Origin of the sequence: Vibrio sp. 1731 (assembly GCF_033339955.1) — a bacterium.
GTDB lineage: Bacteria > Pseudomonadota > Gammaproteobacteria > Enterobacterales > Vibrionaceae > Vibrio > Vibrio alginolyticus.
Genome location: NZ_JAWOVO010000022.1, coordinates 1 through 21981, shown reverse-complemented (window position 1 = coordinate 21981; position 21981 = coordinate 1). Strand labels below are relative to the sequence as shown.

General features: G+C 46.7%; 25 protein-coding genes. 11 read left to right on the top strand and 14 right to left on the bottom strand.

The window, feature by feature from the left end; genetic code table 11:
• The first annotated feature begins 108 nt into the window (after positions 1-108).
• The gene (locus tag R7035_RS20330) at positions 109-987 is read left to right on the top strand and encodes an acyltransferase (protein ID WP_017821568.1); all 879 of its coding nucleotides are present in this window, start codon (positions 109-111) and stop codon (positions 985-987) included.
• Between the two features lie 46 nt (positions 988-1033).
• Here R7035_RS20330 and R7035_RS20325 read toward each other — a convergent pair whose 3' ends face one another.
• From R7035_RS20325 to R7035_RS20305, 5 genes are all read right to left on the bottom strand, one after another.
• On the bottom strand, positions 1034-1636 hold the full coding sequence (locus R7035_RS20325) for a thiol:disulfide interchange protein DsbA/DsbL (protein WP_005379036.1): 603 nt from the start codon (positions 1634-1636) through the stop codon (positions 1034-1036).
• 34 nt (positions 1637-1670) lie between these two features.
• Positions 1671-2657 carry a serine/threonine protein kinase gene (locus tag R7035_RS20320; protein ID WP_031777274.1) on the bottom strand — a complete coding sequence of 329 codons (987 nt, stop codon included), beginning with the start codon at positions 2655-2657 and terminating at the stop codon, positions 1671-1673.
• 53 nt (positions 2658-2710) lie between these two features.
• Positions 2711-4132, bottom strand: coding sequence for a cytochrome c oxidase accessory protein CcoG (gene ccoG / locus R7035_RS20315; RefSeq protein WP_053304040.1), 1422 nt, complete (start codon positions 4130-4132; stop codon positions 2711-2713).
• Between the two features lie 311 nt (positions 4133-4443).
• A complete protein-coding gene (locus R7035_RS20310; RefSeq protein ID WP_017821571.1) occupies positions 4444-4710 on the bottom strand; it encodes a YihD family protein in 267 nt (88 codons plus the stop codon).
• Between the two features lie 166 nt (positions 4711-4876).
• On the bottom strand, positions 4877-5044 hold the full coding sequence (locus tag R7035_RS20305) for a hypothetical protein (RefSeq protein ID WP_005379043.1): 168 nt from the start codon (positions 5042-5044) through the stop codon (positions 4877-4879).
• A 296-nt stretch (positions 5045-5340) separates the two neighbouring features.
• Between R7035_RS20305 and R7035_RS20300 the strand changes: the two genes are divergently transcribed.
• A complete protein-coding gene (locus R7035_RS20300; protein WP_017635607.1) occupies positions 5341-6147 on the top strand; it encodes a sporulation protein in 807 nt (268 codons plus the stop codon).
• 70 nt (positions 6148-6217) lie between these two features.
• Positions 6218-6871, top strand: a complete 654-nt coding sequence (trhA, locus tag R7035_RS20295) for a PAQR family membrane homeostasis protein TrhA (protein WP_005386658.1) — start codon at positions 6218-6220, stop codon at positions 6869-6871.
• 33 nt (positions 6872-6904) lie between these two features.
• On the opposite strand, the gene R7035_RS20290 is transcribed toward trhA, so the two are convergent.
• The 6 genes from R7035_RS20290 to def form a co-directional block, all read right to left on the bottom strand.
• Positions 6905-7489 (bottom strand): DUF3157 family protein, encoded by a 585-nt coding sequence (locus R7035_RS20290; RefSeq protein WP_005379050.1) that lies wholly within the window; start codon positions 7487-7489, stop codon positions 6905-6907.
• Between the two features lie 26 nt (positions 7490-7515).
• The gene (locus tag R7035_RS20285) at positions 7516-8961 is read right to left on the bottom strand and encodes a TrkH family potassium uptake protein (protein WP_005386656.1); all 1446 of its coding nucleotides are present in this window, start codon (positions 8959-8961) and stop codon (positions 7516-7518) included.
• Positions 8962-8970: 9 nt separating this feature from the next.
• A complete protein-coding gene (gene trkA, locus R7035_RS20280; protein WP_005379062.1) occupies positions 8971-10347 on the bottom strand; it encodes a Trk system potassium transporter TrkA in 1377 nt (458 codons plus the stop codon).
• A gap of 63 nt (positions 10348-10410) precedes the next feature.
• Complete coding sequence (gene rsmB, locus R7035_RS20275) at positions 10411-11694, bottom strand: 16S rRNA (cytosine(967)-C(5))-methyltransferase RsmB (RefSeq protein WP_005379065.1); 1284 nt, start codon at positions 11692-11694, stop codon at positions 10411-10413.
• 80 nt (positions 11695-11774) lie between these two features.
• Complete coding sequence (gene fmt, locus R7035_RS20270) at positions 11775-12722, bottom strand: methionyl-tRNA formyltransferase (RefSeq protein ID WP_005379066.1); 948 nt, start codon at positions 12720-12722, stop codon at positions 11775-11777.
• A gap of 33 nt (positions 12723-12755) precedes the next feature.
• Complete coding sequence (gene def / locus R7035_RS20265) at positions 12756-13274, bottom strand: peptide deformylase (RefSeq protein ID WP_005379068.1); 519 nt, start codon at positions 13272-13274, stop codon at positions 12756-12758.
• Between the two features lie 138 nt (positions 13275-13412).
• On the opposite strand from def, the gene R7035_RS20260 reads away from it, so the two are divergent.
• From R7035_RS20260 to R7035_RS20245, 4 genes are all read left to right on the top strand, one after another.
• A complete protein-coding gene (locus R7035_RS20260; RefSeq protein ID WP_033906576.1) occupies positions 13413-14507 on the top strand; it encodes a LysM peptidoglycan-binding domain-containing protein in 1095 nt (364 codons plus the stop codon).
• Positions 14491-15600 carry a DNA-processing protein DprA gene (gene dprA, locus R7035_RS20255; protein ID WP_017821579.1) on the top strand — a complete coding sequence of 370 codons (1110 nt, stop codon included), beginning with the start codon at positions 14491-14493 and terminating at the stop codon, positions 15598-15600. Before R7035_RS20260 ends, dprA begins: the two co-directional genes overlap by 17 nt.
• A 2-nt stretch (positions 15601-15602) precedes the next feature.
• A complete protein-coding gene (locus tag R7035_RS20250; protein WP_033906575.1) occupies positions 15603-16082 on the top strand; it encodes a DUF494 family protein in 480 nt (159 codons plus the stop codon).
• Between the two features lie 76 nt (positions 16083-16158).
• Complete coding sequence (locus tag R7035_RS20245) at positions 16159-16728, top strand: type I DNA topoisomerase (RefSeq protein ID WP_017821580.1); 570 nt, start codon at positions 16159-16161, stop codon at positions 16726-16728.
• 66 nt (positions 16729-16794) lie between these two features.
• Here R7035_RS20245 and R7035_RS20240 read toward each other — a convergent pair whose 3' ends face one another.
• Both R7035_RS20240 and purE read right to left on the bottom strand, forming a co-directional pair.
• Entirely contained in the window at positions 16795-17928 is a 1134-nt protein-coding gene (locus tag R7035_RS20240) for a 5-(carboxyamino)imidazole ribonucleotide synthase (protein ID WP_132937257.1), read from the bottom strand.
• A gap of 4 nt (positions 17929-17932) precedes the next feature.
• Positions 17933-18418: a 5-(carboxyamino)imidazole ribonucleotide mutase gene (gene purE / locus R7035_RS20235; RefSeq protein WP_005379082.1), complete on the bottom strand. Its 486-nt coding sequence runs from the start codon at positions 18416-18418 to the stop codon at positions 17933-17935.
• A gap of 198 nt (positions 18419-18616) precedes the next feature.
• On the opposite strand from purE, the gene R7035_RS20230 reads away from it, so the two are divergent.
• The 4 genes from R7035_RS20230 (at position 18617) to R7035_RS20215 (ending at position 21341) form a co-directional block, all read left to right on the top strand.
• Complete coding sequence (locus R7035_RS20230; protein WP_005379084.1) at positions 18617-19174, top strand: L-threonylcarbamoyladenylate synthase; 558 nt, start codon at positions 18617-18619, stop codon at positions 19172-19174.
• A 47-nt stretch (positions 19175-19221) separates the two neighbouring features.
• The gene (hemF, locus tag R7035_RS20225; protein ID WP_065274969.1) at positions 19222-20139 is read left to right on the top strand and encodes an oxygen-dependent coproporphyrinogen oxidase; all 918 of its coding nucleotides are present in this window, start codon (positions 19222-19224) and stop codon (positions 20137-20139) included.
• 101 nt (positions 20140-20240) lie between these two features.
• On the top strand, positions 20241-21074 hold the full coding sequence (gene aroE, locus R7035_RS20220; protein ID WP_017635616.1) for a shikimate dehydrogenase: 834 nt from the start codon (positions 20241-20243) through the stop codon (positions 21072-21074).
• A 3-nt stretch (positions 21075-21077) separates the two neighbouring features.
• The gene (locus tag R7035_RS20215) at positions 21078-21341 is read left to right on the top strand and encodes a DUF1488 domain-containing protein (protein WP_005379090.1); all 264 of its coding nucleotides are present in this window, start codon (positions 21078-21080) and stop codon (positions 21339-21341) included.
• 7 nt (positions 21342-21348) lie between these two features.
• On the opposite strand, the gene R7035_RS20210 is transcribed toward R7035_RS20215, so the two are convergent.
• A complete protein-coding gene (locus R7035_RS20210) occupies positions 21349-21897 on the bottom strand; it encodes a gamma carbonic anhydrase family protein (protein ID WP_005379096.1) in 549 nt (182 codons plus the stop codon).
• Positions 21898-21981: the final 84 nt, after the last annotated feature.

Here is a 21981-nt window from a genome sequence, read left to right as displayed (position 1 = left end):
TTGCGGTAACAAATCTGACCATTTCCACGCATGTTCCAATGTGGCAAAGGCGCAGTATAATTACACGCTGTTTTATTCTTCACACATTATCACTGTTGTTTGACTATCATGTTGGCATATTTGTTATTTTTTTTTAACGCTTCTTTTGTGATTCTCAATTCTGCGGTTTGTTCACTCGCAATTTGTGTTATCGCTGTATTTAAAATATTGCTTCCTGGCGTAAAGCTAAAAGCGATAGCGACCGTTTGTGCCAATAAGGTGATGTGGTTATGGGCTACCGTTAATGCGTGCATTCTGGCGGTATCTAACCGTGTTGAGTGGGATGTTCAGGGCGGTGAAGCGCTTAAAAAAGACGGGTGGTATCTGCTGATCAGTAACCATCTCAGTTGGACCGATATTGTTGTGCTTTGCTGCGTGTTTAAAGACCGTATTCCCATGCCGAAGTTTTTCCTCAAGCAACAACTGCTGTATGTGCCTTTCATCGGGATGGCGTGTTGGGCGCTCGACATGCCATTTATGCGTCGCTATTCGCGAGAGTATCTGATCCGCAATCCTCATAAGCGAGGTCAAGATTTAGAGACGACACGTCGCTCGTGCGCTAAGTTCAAACACACTCCAACCACAGTGGTTAACTATGTCGAAGGAACCCGATTTACCGAAGAAAAGCAGCGTAAGAGTAAAGCAAACTATCAATATTTGCTGCAACCAAAATCGGGCGGGATTGCGTACACGTTAGCGGCGATGGGGGAACAGTTCGAGAGCATTATCGACGTGACGTTGGCGTACCCAGAAAATACGCATAAACCGTTCAAGGATTTATTGATGGGCCGCATGAGCAAGGTGGTTGTGCGTGTAAATGTGTTACCCGTTGATGAAAGAGTGCTTGGTGATTACTTCAACGATAAGCCCTATAAGCGGCAATTTCAGCAATGGCTGAGTGATGTGTGGCAAGAAAAAGATCGGTTACTACAAGAGATTTACAAGTAAACAAAAGGGGAGCGATGTGCTCCCCTTTTGATTGATATCGATGTGCTTATTTTAGTGTCAGCAAGTAGTTCACCAGAGAGAAGTACTCATCCATCGTTTTGATGCTTTGTGCTTGAACTAGGTATTTGTTGTTAACGATAACCGCAGGAACGCCGGTTAGACCGCTGTTTTCAAATTGCTTGTCCATACGGCGAACCATGGAATCAACCGCAAAGCCTTTGAATGCAGAGTCGAATTTCTTCGCGTCTACACCTTCATCAAGGAAGATTTGACGAAGTTCTTCATCATTACGTGGCGCCTTCTTTAGATTGTGGATGCGGTTAAACATCACTGGCACCATTTTGTCTTCCACTTTTAGTGCAACCATCGTTGCGTAGGCTTTGCTCATTGATGGGCCCATGTTGCCACCCATGAAAGAAACATGGTTTTTTAATAGCTTAGTACCTTCTGGCAACTGCTTTTTCAGTTGCTGGATAACTGGTTCAAAGCTATTGCAATGCGGGCAGTAGAAAGAGAAAAACTCCGTCACAAGAGGTTTTTTTGATGCCTCAAGATCCAATACTTTGTAATGTTCACCTTCTTTGAATTGCGCTGCATGTGCCGACAGGCTTAACATCAGCATAGAAAACAGTGCGAACAGTTTTTTCATCGAAATATCTCCATTTTTGAATTTTTGGCCTGACTTACCATTGAGGCATTAAAGACAGCGGTGCTTCTTCTAAAGCGGCGATCTGCTCTTTAAATGCAAGGACCTGACCTTCCCAGTATTTTGGCTCATTAAACCATGGAAAAGCGAGAGGAAATGCAGGGTCATGCCAACGTTTTGCTAGCCATGCCATATAGTGCACCATTCGTAGACCGCGAAGTGGCTCGATTAGTTTCAATTCTGCAGGATTAAAGTCGCAAAACTCTTGGTAAGCCTCTAAAACAATATCCAACTGCATCAGTTTGTCTTGGCGTTCACCGTTCAATAGCATCCATAAGTCTTGTACTGCAGGGCCGTTACGAGCGTCATCCAAATCAACAAACATAGGGCCATCTCGCCACAAAATATTGCCTGGGTGGCAATCGCCATGCAAACGAATGATATTGAAGCCTTCTTGCCAGTGGCTTTCAATTGATTTGATCAGCATATCCAAGTCATTGAAGAAGCTGTTCTCCAAGTGCATTGGAATCATATTGGCGTTTTGCAGAATCTCTCTTGGTTGATACAGGTATTCTTGTAAGCCGATCGTAGGGCGATGTTGGAAGGCTTGGCGGCTGCCGACTTTATGGATGCGGCCAAGGAAACGCCCTACACCTTCGAGCTGATCTAAATTGTCAACCTCGTATTGGCGACCACCCACGCTATCAAACAGCGCAAAAGCATAGCCTTGATAGTGATGCAGGGTTTCACCGTTGATGCGCACAGGTGGTGCGACGGGGATCTCATTGCCAATCAGCTCTAAAGTAAAGTCGTGTTCCTCTTGGATCTGTTCATTGCTCCAACGTTCAGGACGGTAAAACTTGACGACATAACGACGACGCTCTTCGTCAGTGAATTGATAAACACGGTTTTCGTAGCTATTGAGGGGAAGAAAGCCTGATTCTGCGCGAACGCCGATGCTTTCTAACGCGTACCACATAAAGTCTGGGGTAAGGGCGTCAAAGTTAAACATACTTTGGGACATATAAACAAAAAGGCTCATTACTGAGCCTTTTTCCGTTAGTCACTGAAGTAGCGCTATAGTTTTTTAATAAAACGGCTTTCTACTTCAATAGTGAATTCGTTGCTCTTATCGGTGAGTATAAACTGAATTGTCGTAATCGCAGAGTTTAGCTTGTCAGGATCGGCACCAAGACTCATTGGCAGGTTCAATACCTCACCTGGCTGGACCTGAATTGTCTGCTTACCATACCAGCTTACATCGGATAGCCCTTCAACATCCAACGAGTACTCTTGCACTTGCTGAGTTTTGTTGATCACCTTGAGGGTGTAGGTGTTTTCTACTTCTCCCGAGCTATTAACGCGGAACAGTTGGTTACGGTCGCGAATAACACTCATGCCTGCTGGGTCTACCGCTGCAATTTGGGCAAAGAACAGACCAATCATGACCAGTAGCACAGCTCCATAGCCCAGCAGCTTCGGACGCATGACTTTGGTACTCTTACCCGATAAGCGGTGCTCGGTGGTGTAACTAATTAGGCCTTTCTCGTAGCCCATGCGATCCATGGTGTTGTCACACGCATCAATACAGGCGCCACAGTTGATACATTCATACTGCAAGCCGTCACGAATATCGATACCTGTTGGGCACACCTGCACACACAAATCACAATCAATACAATCACCCAAACCAAGTTGCTTTGGATCGGCTTTACGCGGACGTGGGCCACGTTTTTCCCCACGTTTTGCATCGTAGCCAACGATGAAGGTGTCTTTATCAAACATGGCAGACTGGAAGCGCGCGTAAGGACACATGTGAATACACATGATGGAACGCATCCAACCAGCATTACCATAAGTACAAATGGCAAAGAACATTACCCAAAAGACGGGCCAGAAGTTGGCGTTAAAGGTGAAAAAGTCGATAACCAATTGCTTCATTGGTACGAAGTAGCCAACAAAAGTAAAACCAGTGGCGAGCGCTATGGTAAACCAAGCTATATGTTTGACGGTTTTACGCATCGCTAAATTCGCCGTCAGCTTATTGGAGTCTTGTTTGCGGCGTTTATTGGCACTACCTTCGAGCTTCTCTTCAAACCAGATATACATGAAGGTCCAGACGGTTTGTGGGCAGAGATAGCCACACCAAACTCGACCTAAGAAGGTGGTAATAAAGAACAACCCAAACGCCGCGATCACAAATAGCAAGGCGAGTAGGGTAAGATCTTGCGGATACAATGTGGTACCGAAAAAGTTGAACTGCTGGTTGCCAATGTCGAGCAAGATCGCTTGACGTTCACCGTAAGGGATCCACGGTATCAAAGCGAAGAGAAGCAGTAAGAACCAACCACCGTAACGACGCAGTTTCTGGTAAGTCCCTTTGCTTTCGCGTACATAGATGCGATTACTTGGGTTGAACCGATCCCCATTCCCTTTATGAGTCTTAGGGTTGTAGGTTTTAGGAGTCACATCTTTGATATCGATCTTATCCTGACTCATGCACTCATCCTTCTTAGGCTTTTATAATGTACGGCGTCATTTCTATTGATGTCGCTCGATGACATTGCTACTTCGTCCTTATCATAAATCATGACCGGACATAATTATTTTAGTAAATACTGATGAACGGCGATTATACAATCAATAACAATTCCTTTTCTTTAACGCAGTCAATGTTTAACAACAAAAATCAGTACAGTTAACCTGATAATTGGCTGAACAGTTATAACCAATTGTGGGACTAAAAACTTTGGTTATAAAAAAGCGACTCACAGAGAGAGTCGCTTAAAGAATACTGGCTGTTGAGCTGGTTATTTGATGATGCCACGAGCGCGTAGGATCGCCGTTTTAAAATCGTCCTCTTGGTCTTTTTTGAGTCCAGGGATCATTTCATCTTTGCTGCTATTACGCATTTTAAGGTGGTAGATCAGTACATCGTCGGTCAGATCTTCTAGCTTTCCTTCATAGCCTGCTTCTTTTGCCAGCTTAACGATGAACTGCAATAGGTTCAGCTCCTGATCTTTATGCCATTCAGGCTCTAGTAGCTCAAGCAGCTCTTCAATGCGATGACACTTCATTTCTTTCTCCACAGAATTTATAGGTGTAATTAGCAGTAAAGGTACCAAATTGCTTTGCTAAGACCAAATAGGAAAAACGATCTCTTTCACCGTGGTTTGTTCTAAGTCTTTGAAGTTTTATGAGTTGCGTGCAAAGAAAAAAGCGCAGCTGGCGCCGCGCTTTTGATTAAGCTGCTTTGATAACTTTGGCCGGAACACTCGACATCATTGCTGTCTTCTCAACCAATGTCATTGCTGGCGCAACTTGCTTTGCCTTTGGTGCAGTAGTAAAGCCACTGCGGCGGCGCATTGCACTAGTATTAGTGTGTGCGAACCTGACTGTTGTTGGGCGCATTAATTTACCTAACTGTCAGGCATATCCATTGCCGATGTAATGGCCTGAATCATTATGAGCTAGGCTCCAACAAGATTGAAGAATCACTCTTCTGGCTCTCGCCAATCCAGTTAATGAGTCAGGAATACCGATATGCATGCATATCAAGTGTAAGATTAGCATCCTTGTAATAATTGGTCGATAGTTGAGCAATTGAATTGTTTAGATTTTGTCATTTTGTCGCGATGTTCGAGGCAATTTTTGTTTGATCCCACGATCAGCAGTAGTAGTATGAGATCTCGATGAAGGAGGTGCCTATGTCATTTTTGAAGAAGACACTTGCCAGTTTTGGGATTGGGAGCGCGAACGTCGACTCAATCTTAAACCAAGACGTGCTATACCCAGGTCAAAGTGTGGATGTGTCTATCCATGTATATGGTGGTGCGACTGAACAAGCGATCGACAACATTGATTTAAAACTCTGTTGCCGCTACATCGCAGAAGCCCCTGATGACCGTGGTGCGCGAGAAGGACACAGCATGCGCCGAGTACCTCAAACTCATGTGCTTGCTAAGTGGAGTCTCCCTTACGCATTTACCATCCATTCCGGCGAAGAGCGTACCTTCGATGTTAAGCTCGATGTGCCTTGGAACACGCCTATCACCATTGGTGATGCCAAAGTATGGTTAGAAACCGGCTTAGACGTTGCCGCTGCTTTGGATCCGACTGATAAAGACATCCTCACCGTTCGACCTGATCCACTGATGGATGCGGTACTATCTGCATTTGAAGCGCAAGGTTTACGAATTCGCCAGGTGGAATGCGAGGAAGTGAAAGGATTCGATCTACCATTTGTGCAAGAGTTTGAACTGGTGCCAACCGACGGACCTTACCACGGCGTGTGGCGCGAATTAGAATTTGTTGCCCACCGAAGTGAGCAAGAACTCAAGTTATGGTTTGAAGTTGACCGCACACGCAAGGGGCAAGGTGGCATGCTCGCGAGCTTACTGGGTAGTGGCAAACTCAAGCGAGAGCTGACCATCCCTGCCACGACTAAGCCAGATCAAGTTGGCGAACTGGTACTCAATTATCTCGATCAAACTACTGCCGTTCATGAGTCTTAATTTAAGCTTACACGTGTAAGCCTAATGTGCCATACTAGAGCAAATTTCAAACTCTAGTATAGGCGCATTGATGTCCGAGCTGCAGAAACCTCAATACAGTCAACGTGAAGAACTGGCCAATACCATCACCCACGGTATAGGGATGATTTTTGGTATTGTTGGCTTGATACTGCTGTTAGTTAAAGCCATAGACCATCAAGCTGACACTTTAACGCTTACCAGTATGGCGATTTATGGTGCGAGTATTATCGTGCTATTTTTGGCCTCGACGCTCTATCATGCGATCCCTTATCCCAAAGCGAAACGTTGGCTAAAAACCTTCGACCACTGTGCTATTTATCTTTTGATAGCAGGCAGCTATACCCCTTTCTTGTTAGTCAGCTTAAGAACACCTCTAGCATTTGGGTTGATGATCGTTATTTGGAGCATTGCGTTGATCGGCATCATCATGAAAGTTGCGTTCGTCTATCGATTTAAAAAGCTTTCTTTGATGACGTACTTGGTGATGGGATGGTTATCGTTGATTGTGATTTATCAATTAGCTATTAACTTGGATGTCGGCGGACTTACACTGCTTGCTGCTGGTGGAATTGTGTATTCACTAGGGGTAATTTTCTACGTCGCGAAGCGCATTCCCTTTAACCATGCGATTTGGCACGGCTTTGTTTTGGCTGGCTGCGTGTGCCATTTCTTTGCGATTTATTACTTTGTTGAGCCTATCTAGCCGATAGGCTCAACAAAGAATATTAAACACGTATTAGCGAGTTTTTACCTCTAGCACTTTGGCAGAAAACTGGTATTGCTGTGATTGCGGTACAGCCAATTTAATGCTCTTACCTTGTTCCGCTTGCTGTGGTCGCAGGTAGGTATCCGCCATGCGCTTGATGGATTGCCAAACCGTCACGTTTTCTTTTGCCAGTTGCTGACCAGACATATCAAACACTTGCACCTCAACTTCCACTTGAATGACAGATTGAGAGCTTTGGTTAGTGATTGATGTAGGTAAAATAAGCTCACCGCTTTGATAGCTTGCTGAACCAATCAATACATCCACACCTGAATCTGATAGCTGCATGGTTGGCTTTTTGGCGTTTACCACCACGGTCGTGCCAACGGTTTTCGTTACCACTGGAATTGTCGCAATCGCAGGAGCTGCGATTGTTTCAACTACGCTTGCTGTTGTTTGTGTCTCCGTCGCTTGCTGCGCCGGTTTTTTCATGACGTATTCCCAGGTAAAGTCATCGTTCAACTTCACTTCTCGACCATCAGCTAAAGTGATGACCTCGGCGGCGTATGTGGATGAGGCGGCAAGTAGGGTCGCCAGAGTAATCCATGTTTTCATTGTTATACCTTTTAATTAGAGTCTGCTTAGCGGCGCCAAAACGCAGGAAAGAACAGTACAAGAATAGTCAGAATTTCCAAGCGGCCCATTAACATCCCAAAGCTTAAGAGCCATTTGGCAGTATCGGGCAGAGGCGCGAAGTTGCCTGTTGGGCCAATCACACTGCCCATACCAGGGCCAACATTGGCAACGGCGGTGATTGAGCCAGAAATACTGGTCACAGGGTCGAGGCCTAGTGCACTTAAACAACCCGCGATAAAGATAATAGTGATAAAAAACATCAAGCCAAATGCCACCACTGAGCGAACAATATCATCATTCACCGGTCGCTGGTTATAACGCTGTACAAACACTCCTGAAGGGTGAATCAACTTCATCATTTGTTTGTTTAGCAGCGTCATTGCAATTTGGAAGCGGAAGATTTTGATCCCGCCAGACGTTGATCCTGAGCATGCCCCCGCCATCATTAAGAATGCGAAAAGAGTGGTGGGTAATGCGCCCCATGCGGTGAAGTCTTCTAAGCCAAAGCCAGTTGTGGTGACGACAGAGACAATATTAAACATCGACACTCGCAGGGCATCCAAAATGGTGTACCCATCTCGAATCACTAACCAAGCTGAAATCACTAAGCTTGAGAATACGAACAGGTACGCAAATCCTCTAACTTGAGCGTCGTTAACCAACACATCAATACGGCGTTTACGTAACGCGGCGATAAAGAGCAAAAACGGCAAACCACCTAAGAACATAAAGGTAGTGGCCACCCAGTGTGCGCCATTAGAGAAGTGGTTCATTGACCCATCAGATGTAGAGTATCCACCCGTCGATAGCGTAGTAAAGGCATGGTTGATTGCTTCGAACAGGTTCATGCCAGTGACCAAGTAGCCCAAAATACATAAGCCCGTTAGCATTAAATAAACCGCTACGATGTTTTTGGCGACCGTTTTCGCTCTTGGACTACTTTTATCCGACCAATCTGATGATTCGGTTTGGAATAGCTTCATACCACCGACATTCAGCATAGGTAACACTGCTACCGCCATCACGATAAAACCAATGCCACCAAGCCACTGTAAAATAGAGCGCCATAGCAAGATGCTCGGCGCCATGTTGTCTAGGCCACTGAGCACCGTTGAGCCCGTCGTGGTGATACCCGACATCGTTTCGAAGTAGGCGTCGGTGAAGCTGATGTGGTTGATAAACACAAATGGCAAGGCGGCAAACGCACTCGCGATGGTCCAAACCAAACTGGTGATGAGGAACATATCGCGTACGCTGAGTTTGAACTTGGCGGTTCGACCTATCGTTAGGCAGATGAAGGCGGCAAGGTGCGTGATCACAACGGCTTGGGCGAAATCGAGGAATCCCCCCGTACCGGTAAAGAAAGCGACCAAAGTCGGCACGTACATAAACAGGGCCAGTTTGGATAAAACTAGCCCGATAACAAACAGTACGGGACGTAAGTTGACCATAGGAAAATCCTAGAGGAAGAATGGACTCGGCTGGAATAGCGCTTCGACGTCTGATACGTATTTTTTGTTGACCAGGAACATCACCACATGGTCATCCTGCTCGATGACCGTACGGTCGTGGGCAATAAGAACTTCTTCGCCACGAACGATAGCACCAATGGTGGTCCCAGGTGGAAGTTTTATATCTCCAATTGCACGTCCAACCACTTTAGATGTACTTTCATCACCGTGAGCGACGGCTTCAATCGCTTCCGCAGCACCGCGGCGAAGTGAGGACACGTTTACGATATCAGCGCGACGAACGTGCGTTAGCAAGGCTGAAATAGTGGCTTGCTGAGGTGAGATTGCTACATCAATTACGCCGCCTTGTACCAGGTCTACATAAGCGCCACGTTGGATCAGCACCATCACTTTTTTGGCGCCCATGCGTTTTGCCAACATTGCAGACATGATGTTGGTTTCATCTTCGTTGGTCAGCGCGATGAAGACGTCGACTTGGTCGATGTTCTCTTCCGAGAGAAGCTCTTGGTCTGCCGCATCACCGCAGAACACGATGGTGTTTTCTAGTTGCTCAGAGAGCTTTTCTGCACGCTGGTAGTTACGCTCAATCAGCTTCACGCTGTAAGTTTGCTCTAGGCGTTTTGCCAAGCTTGCGCCGATGTTACCCCCGCCAACAATCATGATGCGGCGGTACGGTTTTTCTAGGCGCTGAAGCTCACTCATCACTGAGCGAATATGATTACTTGCTGCAACGAAGAACACTTCATCGTCGGCTTCAATGATGGTGGTACCTTGTGGGCGAATCGGGCGACCCTGGCGGAAAATAGCCGCCACACGGGTATCGATGTGCGGCATGTGCTCACGCAAAGCAGACAGCGCATTACCCACCAGCGGGCCACCATAGTAGGCTTTCACCGCCACTAGGCTGACTTTCTGTTCAGCAAAGCTCACCACTTGCAGCGCGCCTGGGTATTGGATCAGACGTTCGATGTAGCTCGTGACGAGTTCTTCTGGTGCGATAAGGTGATCAACAGGAATAGCGCCAGATTTAAACAGGGCTTCTTTTTCTGCCAAGTATTCTGGAGAGCGAATACGTGCAACGCGGTTTGGGGTATTGAATAGAGTGAACGCGACCTGACAGGCAGCCATGTTGGTTTCATCAGTGTTGGTTACTGCGACGAGCATATCGGCGTCTTGCGCGCCAGCTTCATGCAGCACGTCTGGGTGGCTCGCATGGCCATTGACCACACGCAGGTCGTATTTGTCCTGCAATTCACGCAGTCGGTCGGCATTATTGTCGACGATGGTGATGTCGTTGTTTTCACCCACTAGGTTTTCTGCCAGTGTGCCGCCAACCTGACCTGCACCAAGAATAATGATCTTCATACTCTTTTCTCGTATCTGAAAAAGGCGATTGAAATCACTCCAATCGCCCTATTTAGCATGCTGTTACGCGTGTGTTTTAGTTAGCACTGCGTAGTAGAAACCATCCATATCTTCTTCGCCTGGTAGAATTTGACGACCAGGCTGGTCGGGATCAGAATCCAGCAGTTGCGCATCCGCGGTACGTGCTAAAAACGCTTTTACTTGCTCCACGTTTTCTTGCGGTGTGATTGAACAAGTCGCGTAAACCATTGTGCCGCCGGGTTTCAGTTGCGTCCACATGGCATCAAAAATTTCACTCTGTAGCTCTGCTAATGCGGCGATGTCGTCTGCACGACGTAGCCATTTGATGTCTGGGTGACGACGAATCACGCCAGTCGCAGAACATGGGGCATCCAGCAAAATGCGATCAAATTGCTCGCCTTGCCACCATTCTTGTGGATTACGCGCATCACCGCAAACCACTTTTGCCTGAAGGTTGAGACGCTTCAGGTTTTCATGCACACGTTTCAGGCGTGTGTCGTCGCAGTCAATCGCGACCACTTCACTGCCCGACGTGCGCTCTAGAATATGCGCAGTCTTGCCACCTGGCGCAGCACAGCAATCTAAAATCAGTTCGCCGTCTTGTGGTTTTAGGTAGTTGATCGAGAGCTGCGCCGCCGCATCTTGGACCGAAACCCAACCTTTTTCAAAACCAGGTAGCTTCATCACATCACATGGTGCGGCCAATTTTATGGCGTCCATTGCTTCTGTGTGTGGCGTGCTATCAATGTTTTCATTTTTGAGCAGCGCAAGGTATTCATCACGAGTGTGGTGTTGATGGTTCACACGCAGCCACATTGGTGCTTTTTGGTTGTTCGCATCAACAATGCTTTCCCATTGCTGTGGGTAGGCCTCTTGCAGCAGTTTTAGTAACCAGCTTGGGTGACCGTACTTGCCAGCGTTGTTGCTGACGGCCATTTGGTCGAGTTCTTCTTGGTTGCGCTGGTAGTTACGCAATACCGCGTTAATCAAACCACGCAGACGAGGACCTTTCAGCTCTTTAGTGCCTTCAACCGTTTCACCGACTGCTGCGTGCGCAGGAATACGCATGAAGCTCAGTTGGTAAATACCAACCAGAATTAGGTGATGGAATACACGTTGTTTGCCTTTGAGCGGCTTATCCATCAACTGGTTTGCGATCATTTCTAGGCGAGGGAGGTAACGTAGCGCACCGTAACAGATCTCTTGTAACAGAGCGTGGTCACGAGGTCGTACCGTTTGTTGAGCCGCTGGAAGAGCGCTTGAAAGTGAGTGGCCCTTGTCGACGACAAGATACAGGACGTTAGCAGCCGCAGCGCGAACATTCATGATGAGTACCTTAAAGTAAAGGAGGGCATCTCTGCCCTCTAAAAGTTCGTATAATTGGGGATAATAACCCCTAGTATGGCTTAAACCAGCAGAGTGCCCACTTCAAACCAAGCCGCACGCGAGTTCAGAATATCCTGAACTGACATGGCTTTTTTGCCAGGAACTTGCAGTTGCTCTAGCACCAGTACGCCGTTGCCTGTCGCAACATAAATACCGGTTTTATCTGCTTGTACGATGGTGCCGGCTGGCTTGTCACTGGTTTGCTCTGCCACACGGCTTTGCCATACTTTGATGCTGTTTTCTGCCGCCTCAAAGTGGCTCATTGGCCATGGGTTAAATGCACGAACGCAGCGCTCAATGTGCGCCGCATCGTCGTTCCAGTTGATGCGTGCTTCTTCTTTGCTGAGCTTTTTCGCATAGTTCGCGAGCTCATCGTCTTGCTTCACTGGCACTGCTTTACCCGCAGCAATGTCTACTAGGCAGTCAATCAGGGCTTCTGGACCAAGCTCAGCCAATTTTTCGTACATTGAAGCGCTGGTATCTGTCGCTTCGATTGGCAGAGTTGCAATCTTCAGCATATCACCAGTGTCGAGACCGATATCCATCTGCATGATGGTCACGCCAGTTTCTGCATCGCCCGCCCAAATAGAGCGTTGGATTGGAGCCGCACCACGCCAACGAGGTAGGATAGAACCATGTACGTTGATACAACCCAGTTTAGGGGTATCAAGAACCGCTTGTGGCAGCAGCATACCGTACGCCACGACAACCATGAGGTCGGCGTTCAGATCGGCAAGTTCTTGTTTCGCTTCGTCGGACTTAAAGCTTTCAGGTTGGTAAACCGGGATATTGTGTTCTAGCGCCAGTTGTTTTACCGGTGGCGCAGCCAATTTTTTGCCACGACCCGCTGGACGATCTGGGTTTGTGTAAACCGCGATGACTTCATGCTCCGAAGACAACAACGCCGCCAAGTGACGGGCGGCGAAATCCGGAGTACCTGCAAAGACAATTCGTAAAGACTGACTCAAGGTAGACTTCCTTCTAATTGGTATGGTTCGAGATTAAGCGTTTTGCTGCTTCTCGTTAAAGCGTTTGATTTTCGCTAGCTTGTCCTGAATGCGTTTGCGTTTCAGTGGCGATAGGTAATCCACGAACAGCTTACCTTGTAAGTGATCAAGCTCGTGTTGAACACAAATCGCTAGCAGGTCGTCGGCTTCAAAGGTGAACTCTTTGCCATCACGATCCAGTGCCTTAACGGTAACTTCTGCAGCGCGAGGCACAAGTGCGCGTGCACCTGGTACCGACAGACAGCCTTCTTCGATGCCATCTTCGCCACGCTTTTCCAGAATCTCAGGGTTGATTAGCACCATCGGCTCATCGCGAGTTTCTGAAATATCAATCACTACGATACGTTTGTGGATATCAACCTGCGTTGCAGCAAGGCCAATACCTTCTTCGTCGTACATGGTTTCAATCATGTCATCGACGATTTTTTGAATCTCAGGGGTCACCGCTTCAACAGGCTTTGCGACTGTGCGCAGGCGATCATCCGGGAATGTTAATACTTGTAATACAGACATATTCACTCGAAATATTGAACTGTGCCGAAACAGCACAAACCTTGTTGGCTCAATTCTAGACATTTTATAGCCTAAATGACAGCATCCTTGCACCAATTTCCATTCTGGTTCCTGCTTAATAGACCAAGGACGAGGGTCATGAATCGAATTTTCCGCAACGTTGCCAGTGTTACGTTGCCGTTACTTTTCTCTTTCAACGCTGTAGCAAATGTGGATGCGAACCCACTGACTGTTAAAGATGATGCGCCACAAACGTATGTAGTCGTGAAGGGCGATACGCTATGGGATATTTCGGCCATGTACTTAGATAGCCCGTGGTTGTGGCCTCGTTTATGGCAAGTAAACCCGGAAATCGATAACCCTCATTTAATTTATCCCGGAGACAAGCTGTCTTTGGTGTGGATTAACGGTCAGCCCGTGTTGAGCCTAAAACCGGTTAAGAAGCTGAGCCCGAAAGCTCGCATCACAGAAAAGAAAGCCGTACCAACCGTTGCGGAAGGTTTGGTGATGCCTTACCTTCAATCGGATCGGTTGCTAGATAAAGATTCGTTGAACAGAGCAGCAAAAGTGATGGGTAGCAGCAAAGGCAGTAAGTATCTGACTGCAGAAGATGTGCTGTATATCAATGGCAATCAGACCGCGACAGGTTGGGCTATTTACCGACCAGTAGCTACCTTTTCGCGTGACGATGTGTCCGAAGAGATTACCGCGCTGCGTTTGATTGCCAAAGGCGAGCTCGTTGAAGCTTCGAGTGATTATTCAGGTTTGAAGCTTACATCGCAAATGCAAGAAATCCTACGTAACGATATCGCGTTGCCAAATCAATCGGTTGAGAATACTGACTTCACGACTACGTTCTATCCGCTGCCGTCGCCACAAGGCAGTTCTGCAAAGTTGCTAGGTAATATCGAAGGCATTCGCTTTAGTTCAACTAACCAAGTCGTGGTGATTGATAAAGGCACGTCAGACAATCTGAAGCAAGGCAGTGTGTTTGATTTAAAAGAAGACGCGCACCCAGTTTACAAAGACGGCGATGAGTTCAAGAAAGAGTTTGGCGTGCTTGATAAGAAAATTACTTTGCCTCAAAGCAAAGTTGGTGAGTTGCTGGTCATTCGTCCTTATGAGTACTTTAGCTTGGCACTGATCACTAACAGTACTAAACCCATTAACCAAGATATTTCGGTGGTGTCACCGTTGGCGGACGAATTAACCATCGATGAATCGACGAAATAACGATGATCTCGCTGCCTGGTTAAAACTGAGTTGTTTACCAGGCATTGGCGGCGTCAAAATGAATAAGCTACTGGCAAGAGACACGCCACGTAACATCGTAAACTTCTCTCCTGAACAGCTACAACAACTTGGGTTAACAACTAAGCAAATTCAAGCTTGGGCTTCAACAGATAAAGAAGTCGATGCTTGTTTAAGCTGGCTTGAGGCTTCTACAAATCATCATATCCTGACACTGACTGACCCGCGTTATCCACCTCAACTCAAACAAATCGTTGCACCGCCACCTCTACTTTTTGTTCAAGGAAACCCTACTTGTCTCTCTCAGCCACAAATCGCGATGGTTGGCAGTCGAAATGCGAGTATTGATGGATTACAGCATGCACGTCAGTTTGCTGCAGAGTTTGTTCAGCACGATTTTATTGTCACCAGTGGTCTCGCTTTAGGCATTGATGGTCATGCGCATGATGGTGCGTTGCAAGCCGGTGGTAAGACGATTGCGGTGCTAGGATCTGGTTTAGCAAATATTTATCCAGCACGTCATCGTAGTTTAGCGCAACGTGTTATTGAACACGGGGCTTTGGTGTCTGAGTTTCGGCCTAATGCCAAGCCGCGCCCAGAAAACTTCCCGCGTCGTAATCGTATTATTAGTGGATTATCGCTTGGTGTACTGGTCGTCGAGGCGGCGAAAAAGAGCGGCTCGTTAATTACAGCTCGTTACGCGCTTGAGCAAGGTCGAGAAGTATTTGCGCTGCCAGCGTCAATCAATGCCCCCAATGCCTGCGGTGGAAACCAGTTGATACGTCATGGCGCTTGCCTCGTAGAAAAGACGAAAGATGTCTTAGATGAAATACAGTCCTTGCTTGATTGGTCTATTAATCAGAGTACCGATTTATTTTCTACGTTAAATGATGAAGAAGAATTGCCATTTCCTCAGCTGTTAGCTAACGTAGGAAGTGAAGCTACACCGGTTGATATTCTTGCAAACAGGACCAATATACCTGTCCAAGAAGTCATGATGCAGCTCTTAGAGTTAGAACTCTCTGGGCATGTCGTTGCGGTTTCAGGTGGCTATATTCGAAAGGGGAGGGGCTAGCTATGATGATGGATATACTGATGTATCTATTCGAAACCTACATCCATAGCGATGCAGAGTTACAGGTCGAACAAGACGAGTTGGAAGAAGAGTTGCTTCGTGCAGGCTTCCAACAAAAAGATATCTACAAAGCCCTTGTCTGGTTAGAAGAGCTTGCCGCATTGCAGCAAAGTGACACCTCTTCTGCAATCTCGACTTGCATGGCTTCGTCATCAACTCGTATCTACACAGCGAAAGAGACGCAGCGTTTAGATTTGGAATGCCGAGGATTTCTATTGTTTCTCGAGCAAATCAATGTGTTAACCACAGAAACTCGCGAAATGGTGATTGACCGAGTGATGGGATTAGAAACGAGTGAGTTTGAGCTTGAAGACCTCAAATGGATCATTCTGATGGTGCTGTTTAATGTGCCTGGCAACGAAAACGCTTACACGCTAATGGAAGAGCTGTTGTACACCAAGGAACAAGGGATTCTTCACTAACCATCTGGGCAAGTTCGAGTTTAGCTAGAATAAACGCGAGTTTGTCTTTTTGTGTGTTTTTCACGAAACGGTAAGTATGAGTAGTAAAATCGACAACACCCTTTTCTCTGCCCATGAACACGCTTTGGAGCACGAGCCGTGTCCAAAATGTGGTGGTGAGCTGACTCTCAAGCACGGAAAACATGGCCCATTTCTCGGCTGTAACCATTACCCAAGCTGTGATTACATTAAACCGCTACACAGCAATGATGGTCACATCGTGAAAGAGTTGGGTGTGCCTTGTCCTGAGTGTGGCAATGAGTTGGTTCTCCGCCAAGGGCGCTACGGTATGTTCGTTGGTTGTAGCCATTACCCGGCTTGTCATCATATTGAGTCGATTAATCAACCAGAGCCAGAGGCGCAGTCACAAGAGCAACACGCTTGCCCTGAATGTGGCAAAGGACATTTGGTTGAGCGTAAAACCCGATTTGGCAAAACATTCTACGCGTGTGATAACTACCCTAAATGCAAATTTGCTGTGAACCTTGCTCCGGTCAAGGGGCGATGCGAAGAATGTGGTTTTACTTTGTTGGTGGAGAAGAAACTCGCCAGTGGTGTGAAATTGCAATGTGCCAACCGTAAGTGCCAGCACACCCAACAAGGGTAAATACATCAAAGGAATTAAAAAGGGTCGCATCGTGCGACCCTTTTTTTATTTTTTTGCTGCCAAACGTTAGTGTTGAGGCTGTTTAGCGAACGCTTGCACGGCTGGGAAAGCTATTGGGTCTAAGATGTCTGCCAGAGCGCACAACCTACGGTGCAATTCTCCTGGGTAGTCGCCACACACGTTGATGTGTCCCATCTTGCGACCTGCACGTTTCTCTTTGCCATACCAATGAAGGTGGCAACCATCCATTAATAACAATGCTTCTGGTAGTGTGTCTTCACCAAGAATATTGATCATTGAAGTTTCACGAACCAATTTCGTACTACCTAATGGTAAGCCGCACACTGCGCGCAGATGGTTTTCAAACTGACACGTTTCTGCACCTTGCTGTGTCCAGTGACCAGAGTTGTGCACGCGTGGAGCAATCTCATTCACTAAAAGTGCCCCATCGACATCAAAGAACTCAAGCGCTAATACGCCAACGTAATCTAGGCTATCTGCGACTGCCGTGAACATTTGCTTTGCTTGTTCCTGTAACCCTGGCGCATCAATCGCAGTAGAAAGACTCAATACACCGTTGGTGTGAACATTCTCTGCCAGAGGGTACACTTCCACACTGCCATCTTTGCTTCGAGCACCAACCAGTGATACTTCGCGGTTAAAAGGAACAAACTCTTCAGCAACAATCGCTTGAGTTGGTGTTGCCGCGATGCACTCCGACATCTCAGTCCAAATGTCGTCGACTTGAGAAGCTTCTTTTAAGCGCCATTGACCTTTACCATCGTAACCACCCAATGCACTTTTCAGAACCATTGGCATACCAACGTGTTCAATTGCGCGGTCAAAGTCTTCACGAGTTTCAATGACGTAGTATTTCGCGTTGCGCACGCCAGCATCATCAAGCAGTGCTTTTTCAATACGGCGATCACCACCTGCTTTGATGGCTTGCGTACTTGGTAGGAACTTGCCGCTCGCTTCGCAAACCTTGAGCACGTCATGTGGAATATGCTCGAACTCGGCAGTAATCACATCAACTTGCGTAATCGCATTTTCCAAGCCATGGCCAAGTACCTGTTGAGTTAAAGGGTGAACGACATCACCGCTGCTGATATCGTAAGCTGAAATTTGAATATTCAGTGGCGCACCAGCCAGAGACATCATACGAGCCAACTGACCCGCACCAAGAACCAGTACATGCATCTGATTAATCCTCTGCAGGGTTTGGATTTGCGAGAACTGTTTCCGTTTGCTCATTACGGAATGCTTCTACCTTCGCCATGATGTTTTCATCATGAGTGCCTAGGATTTGCGCTGCTAGGATACCGGCGTTTGCTGCGCCCGCTTCGCCAATCGCCAATGTACCAACCGCAATTCCCTTTGGCATCTGTACAATAGAAAGCAGTGAATCCATACCTTTCAGTGCACGAGACTGAACGGGAACCCCAAGCACTGGCAAACTAGTAAACGCCGCCGCCATACCTGGTAGGTGGGCTGCACCACCTGCGCCTGCGATGATAACTTTGATGCCGCGTTCTTTTGCGCCACTAGCGTAGTCAGCCAGTAATTGAGGAGTTCGGTGTGCTGACACGACTTTTGTTTCGTAAGGCACGCCAAATTGGTCTAGCATGTCCGCTGCTAGTTTCATGGTTGGCCAATCGGATTTAGAACCCATGATGATACCGACTTTCATCTCAAACTCCTTTAAGCTGCAAAAATTAGGTGAGCTATAAATTTGTGCGCATTATACGGGGATTTTTATCTCAAGCAAACGTTTGCGTCTTGTTGTTGGCGCTATTGATACATTTTATAAAAAATTGCTTTAGTGTCTGAGAATGAATATTTGTACACTTAGTGAAAACAACACAGTCAAACAAATAGGAAGTAATCGGTGGATAACTTTGAACAAGTGCTCAACGCACTCAAGCAAGGCGAAGTGATTGCCTATCCAACAGAAGGGGTTTTTGGTGTCGGATGTGATCCAGATAACCCAGAAGCAATTCAAAAGCTATTAGAGCTCAAGCAGCGTCCGGTAGAAAAAGGGCTGATTCTCATCGCGGCAAGTTATGATCAGCTCTTGCCTTATATTGATGAATCTCAGTTGACTGAAGAACAATTACAGACTGTTCATGCCACTTGGCCAGGCCCATACACCTGGATCATGCCAGCGAGCGATAAAGTATCCAACTGGGTTTCAGGGCAGTTTGATTCAATTGCGGTTCGTGTGACTGATCATCCTTTGGTGCAAAAAATGTGTAATGCATTCGGAAAGCCGTTAACCTCTACCAGCGCGAATCTCTCCGGCTTACCACCGTGTATGACCACGGAAGAAGTCGAAGAGCAGTTGGGTGATAAGCTGGTCGCCATTCTTCGTGGCGAGACCAGCGGTCGTGATAAACCCAGCGAGATTCGTGACGCTAAAACTTCACAAATATTAAGACAGGGTTAACCCTGCTAGCCAGCCATCATTAGGTTTCACGTAATAGGTAATAACGTATGTCAGCGATCGATAAGCACGCCGTAAAGCAGTTCTTGATGTCACTTCAGGACTCCATTTGTCAGCAGTTAGAACAAGAAGATGGAAAGGCCGTCTTTGTCGAAGATGCATGGCAACGTGAAAAAGGAGAGCGTCTGGGTGGCGGTGGTCGCTCACGTGTTTTGCGTGATGGCCTTGTTTTCGAGCAGGGAGGTGTGAACTTCTCGCATGTGGAAGGGAAAGAAATGCCAGCATCTGCGACAGCGCATCGCCCAGAGCTAGCGGGTCGTCGTTTTGAAGCGATGGGTGTTTCTTTGGTTATTCACCCTAAAAACCCTTACGTACCGACTTCACACGCCAATGTCCGCTTCTTTATTGCAGAAAAAGATGGCGAAGACCCAATTTGGTGGTTTGGTGGTGGTTTTGACCTAACGCCGTTCTATCCATTTGAAGAAGATTGCCAATCATGGCACGACACTGCAAAACTGCTTTGTGCGCCATTTGGTGACGATGTTTACCAAGAGCATAAAGCATGGTGTGACAAATACTTCTTCCTACCACATCGTAATGAAACTCGCGGTGTTGGCGGTTTGTTCTTTGATGATCTAAACCAGTGGGAATTTGATAAGTGTTTTGCTTACATCAAAGCAGTCGGTGAAGGCTATTGCCAGGCTTACTTGCCGATCGTTTCTCGTCGTAAAGAGATCGAGTATGGTGAGCGTGAGCGTGAATTCCAACTATATCGTCGCGGCCGTTACGTAGAGTTCAACTTAGTGTATGACCGTGGTACCTTATTTGGTTTACAAAGTGGTGGGCGTACTGAGTCGATTCTGATGTCAATGCCGCCGCTCGCTCGCTGGGAGTACTGCTACGAGCCAGAAGCGGGATCGCCAGAAGCTGAACTTTACGAGCGATACCTAACGCCACGAGAGTGGTAAGCACGGAATCTCCTTTTCTATATAGATAGATAGTGATAGGGTCATCTGTAATCAGGTGGCCCTGTTTTCTCTATATCTAAGTAAGGAACAAAGGTAAGGAAATGACCCAGCAAATCGATCGCTATGCCGTGTTTGGTAATCCTATCGGACACAGTAAGTCGCCATTCATTCACACTTTGTTTGCTCGTCAAACTAATCAGTCTTTGGTGTATACCGCAGAAAGTGCACCTGTTGATGGTTTTATTGACGCGGCGAAGGTGTTTTTTGCTGAAGGTGGCAAGGGGTGCAACATCACTATGCCATTTAAAGAAGATGCTTATCAATTTGCTAGTCGATTGACAGAACGGGCTCAGTTAGCAGGCGCGGTAAATACCCTCAAGAAGTTAGACGATGGTGAAATCATCGGTGACAACACTGATGGTGCAGGTTTAGTGCAAGATCTGCTTCAGCATCAGGTTGTATTGGAAGGCGCGCGAATCCTAATTATTGGCGCTGGTGGTGCAGCTCGTGGTGTTATTAAGCCACTACTCGATCAAAAGCCGACCTCTTTAACCATTACCAACCGTACCTTTAGTAAAGCACAGGAGCTTGCAGAGCTGTTTGTCTCTCACGGTCCTATCCGCGCCAAAGAGATGGCAAGTATTGATGAAGAGTATGATGTCATCATTAACTCCACATCCGCTTCTCTTAGTGGTGAACTACCGACTATTTCATCCTCCATCTTTGCCGCTAACAGTACAAGCTATGACATGATTTATGGCAAAGGGGTGACGAGCTTTAACTTATGGGCAAAAGAGAATGGTGCCGCTCATGCGTATGACGGTCTTGGAATGTTAGTTGGGCAGGCTGCGGAAAGCTTTATGCTCTGGCGTGGCTTACGTCCTGGTGCCAAACAAATTCTCAGAGAACTAAGAAAGAACCTTGAAGGTCAATAAGCGATGAATCAATCCATCTTATTCCCAGATATTCAATCATGGGATGAAGTATCACAATCGGTAAACTTTTCGGCGCAACAATCAGGCGCACTAATAGAGTGCTTTGTGACGAAACAAAAGTTAGAAAAGCTCAGTGGTTCACTGATTGAAACTGAGCAAGCGGCAATTAAAGTGTTTACTGATTACCGATTCGACCTAGAAGAAATGGCTGAAGAGCTAATAGAAGATGAAGCCTTCAACGAAGAAGGCCATATCATCATCGGTTAACAGGGTTTTAGTTCAAGTCTTTTACTTCATTTAAGTAGTCGTTTTTGTTCTGCACATAGTTGTTGGCAGACTTTTGCAAGAAAGCTCGTTCTTTTTCTGATAGAGGGCGAGCTTGTTTTACTGGGCTTCCAACATATAAGTAGCCACTTTCTAATACTTTCCCAGGTGGCACTAAACTGCCTGCTCCGATCATCACCTCTGACTCAATTACAACAGCATCTAAAACAATAGCTCCCATACCAACCAAAACACGATCGTGGATCTCACAACCGTGCAGCATCACTTTGTGGCCAATCGTAACGTCATTACCAATAATCAATGGGTAGCCGTTTGGGTTTTCGGCGTTCTTATGGGTGACATGCAAAACACTGCCATCTTGAATATTCGTTCGATCACCAATGTGAATGTGGTTTACATCACCTCGCGCTGCTACCAGTGGCCAAATGCTAGAATCATCGCCAATTCGGATATCACCGACTAAAACAGAGGTTGGGTCAACGTAAACACGCTCACCAAGTTCAGGCTTTATACCTTTGTAGCTTCTCATTGAGCTCATCTTTTTTCCTTATTCAGGGCGATTACAGGGTGTATGGAGGTAGAATAGTAGTGAAAACTCGCCTTTTAGAATAAAAAACACCCA

Excerpts from the sequence above, each read along its gene's own strand:
- ccoG (WP_053304040.1), bottom strand. The coding sequence starts at position 4,132 with ATGAGTCAGGATAAGATCGATATCAAAGATGTGACTCCTAAAACCTAC.
- purE (WP_005379082.1), bottom strand. The coding sequence starts at position 18,418 with ATGAAAGTCGGTATCATCATGGGTTCTAAATCCGATTGGCCAACCATG.
- R7035_RS20290 (WP_005379050.1), bottom strand. The coding sequence starts at position 7,489 with ATGAAAACATGGATTACTCTGGCGACCCTACTTGCCGCCTCATCCACA.
- R7035_RS20210 (WP_005379096.1), bottom strand. The coding sequence starts at position 21,897 with ATGAGCTCAATGAGAAGCTACAAAGGTATAAAGCCTGAACTTGGTGAG.
- R7035_RS20260 (WP_033906576.1), top strand. The coding sequence starts at position 13,413 with ATGAATCGAATTTTCCGCAACGTTGCCAGTGTTACGTTGCCGTTACTT.
- trhA (WP_005386658.1), top strand. The coding sequence starts at position 6,218 with ATGTCCGAGCTGCAGAAACCTCAATACAGTCAACGTGAAGAACTGGCC.
- R7035_RS20305 (WP_005379043.1), bottom strand. The coding sequence starts at position 5,044 with ATGCGCCCAACAACAGTCAGGTTCGCACACACTAATACTAGTGCAATG.
- R7035_RS20245 (WP_017821580.1), top strand. The coding sequence starts at position 16,159 with ATGAGTAGTAAAATCGACAACACCCTTTTCTCTGCCCATGAACACGCT.
- R7035_RS20320 (WP_031777274.1), bottom strand. The coding sequence starts at position 2,657 with ATGTCCCAAAGTATGTTTAACTTTGACGCCCTTACCCCAGACTTTATG.
- R7035_RS20240 (WP_132937257.1), bottom strand. The coding sequence starts at position 17,928 with ATGCATGTACTGGTTCTTGGTGCGGGTCAGTTGGCTCGTATGATGTCT.
- R7035_RS20330 (WP_017821568.1), top strand. The coding sequence starts at position 109 with ATGTTGGCATATTTGTTATTTTTTTTTAACGCTTCTTTTGTGATTCTC.
- R7035_RS20325 (WP_005379036.1), bottom strand. The coding sequence starts at position 1,636 with ATGAAAAAACTGTTCGCACTGTTTTCTATGCTGATGTTAAGCCTGTCG.
- aroE (WP_017635616.1), top strand. The coding sequence starts at position 20,241 with ATGACCCAGCAAATCGATCGCTATGCCGTGTTTGGTAATCCTATCGGA.
- dprA (WP_017821579.1), top strand. The coding sequence starts at position 14,491 with ATGAATCGACGAAATAACGATGATCTCGCTGCCTGGTTAAAACTGAGT.
- trkA (WP_005379062.1), bottom strand. The coding sequence starts at position 10,347 with ATGAAGATCATTATTCTTGGTGCAGGTCAGGTTGGCGGCACACTGGCA.
- hemF (WP_065274969.1), top strand. The coding sequence starts at position 19,222 with ATGTCAGCGATCGATAAGCACGCCGTAAAGCAGTTCTTGATGTCACTT.
- R7035_RS20300 (WP_017635607.1), top strand. The coding sequence starts at position 5,341 with ATGTCATTTTTGAAGAAGACACTTGCCAGTTTTGGGATTGGGAGCGCG.
- rsmB (WP_005379065.1), bottom strand. The coding sequence starts at position 11,694 with ATGAATGTTCGCGCTGCGGCTGCTAACGTCCTGTATCTTGTCGTCGAC.
- R7035_RS20285 (WP_005386656.1), bottom strand. The coding sequence starts at position 8,961 with ATGGTCAACTTACGTCCCGTACTGTTTGTTATCGGGCTAGTTTTATCC.
- def (WP_005379068.1), bottom strand. The coding sequence starts at position 13,274 with ATGTCTGTATTACAAGTATTAACATTCCCGGATGATCGCCTGCGCACA.
- R7035_RS20250 (WP_033906575.1), top strand. The coding sequence starts at position 15,603 with ATGATGATGGATATACTGATGTATCTATTCGAAACCTACATCCATAGC.
- R7035_RS20215 (WP_005379090.1), top strand. The coding sequence starts at position 21,078 with ATGAATCAATCCATCTTATTCCCAGATATTCAATCATGGGATGAAGTA.
- R7035_RS20310 (WP_017821571.1), bottom strand. The coding sequence starts at position 4,710 with ATGAAGTGTCATCGCATTGAAGAGCTGCTTGAGCTACTAGAGCCTGAA.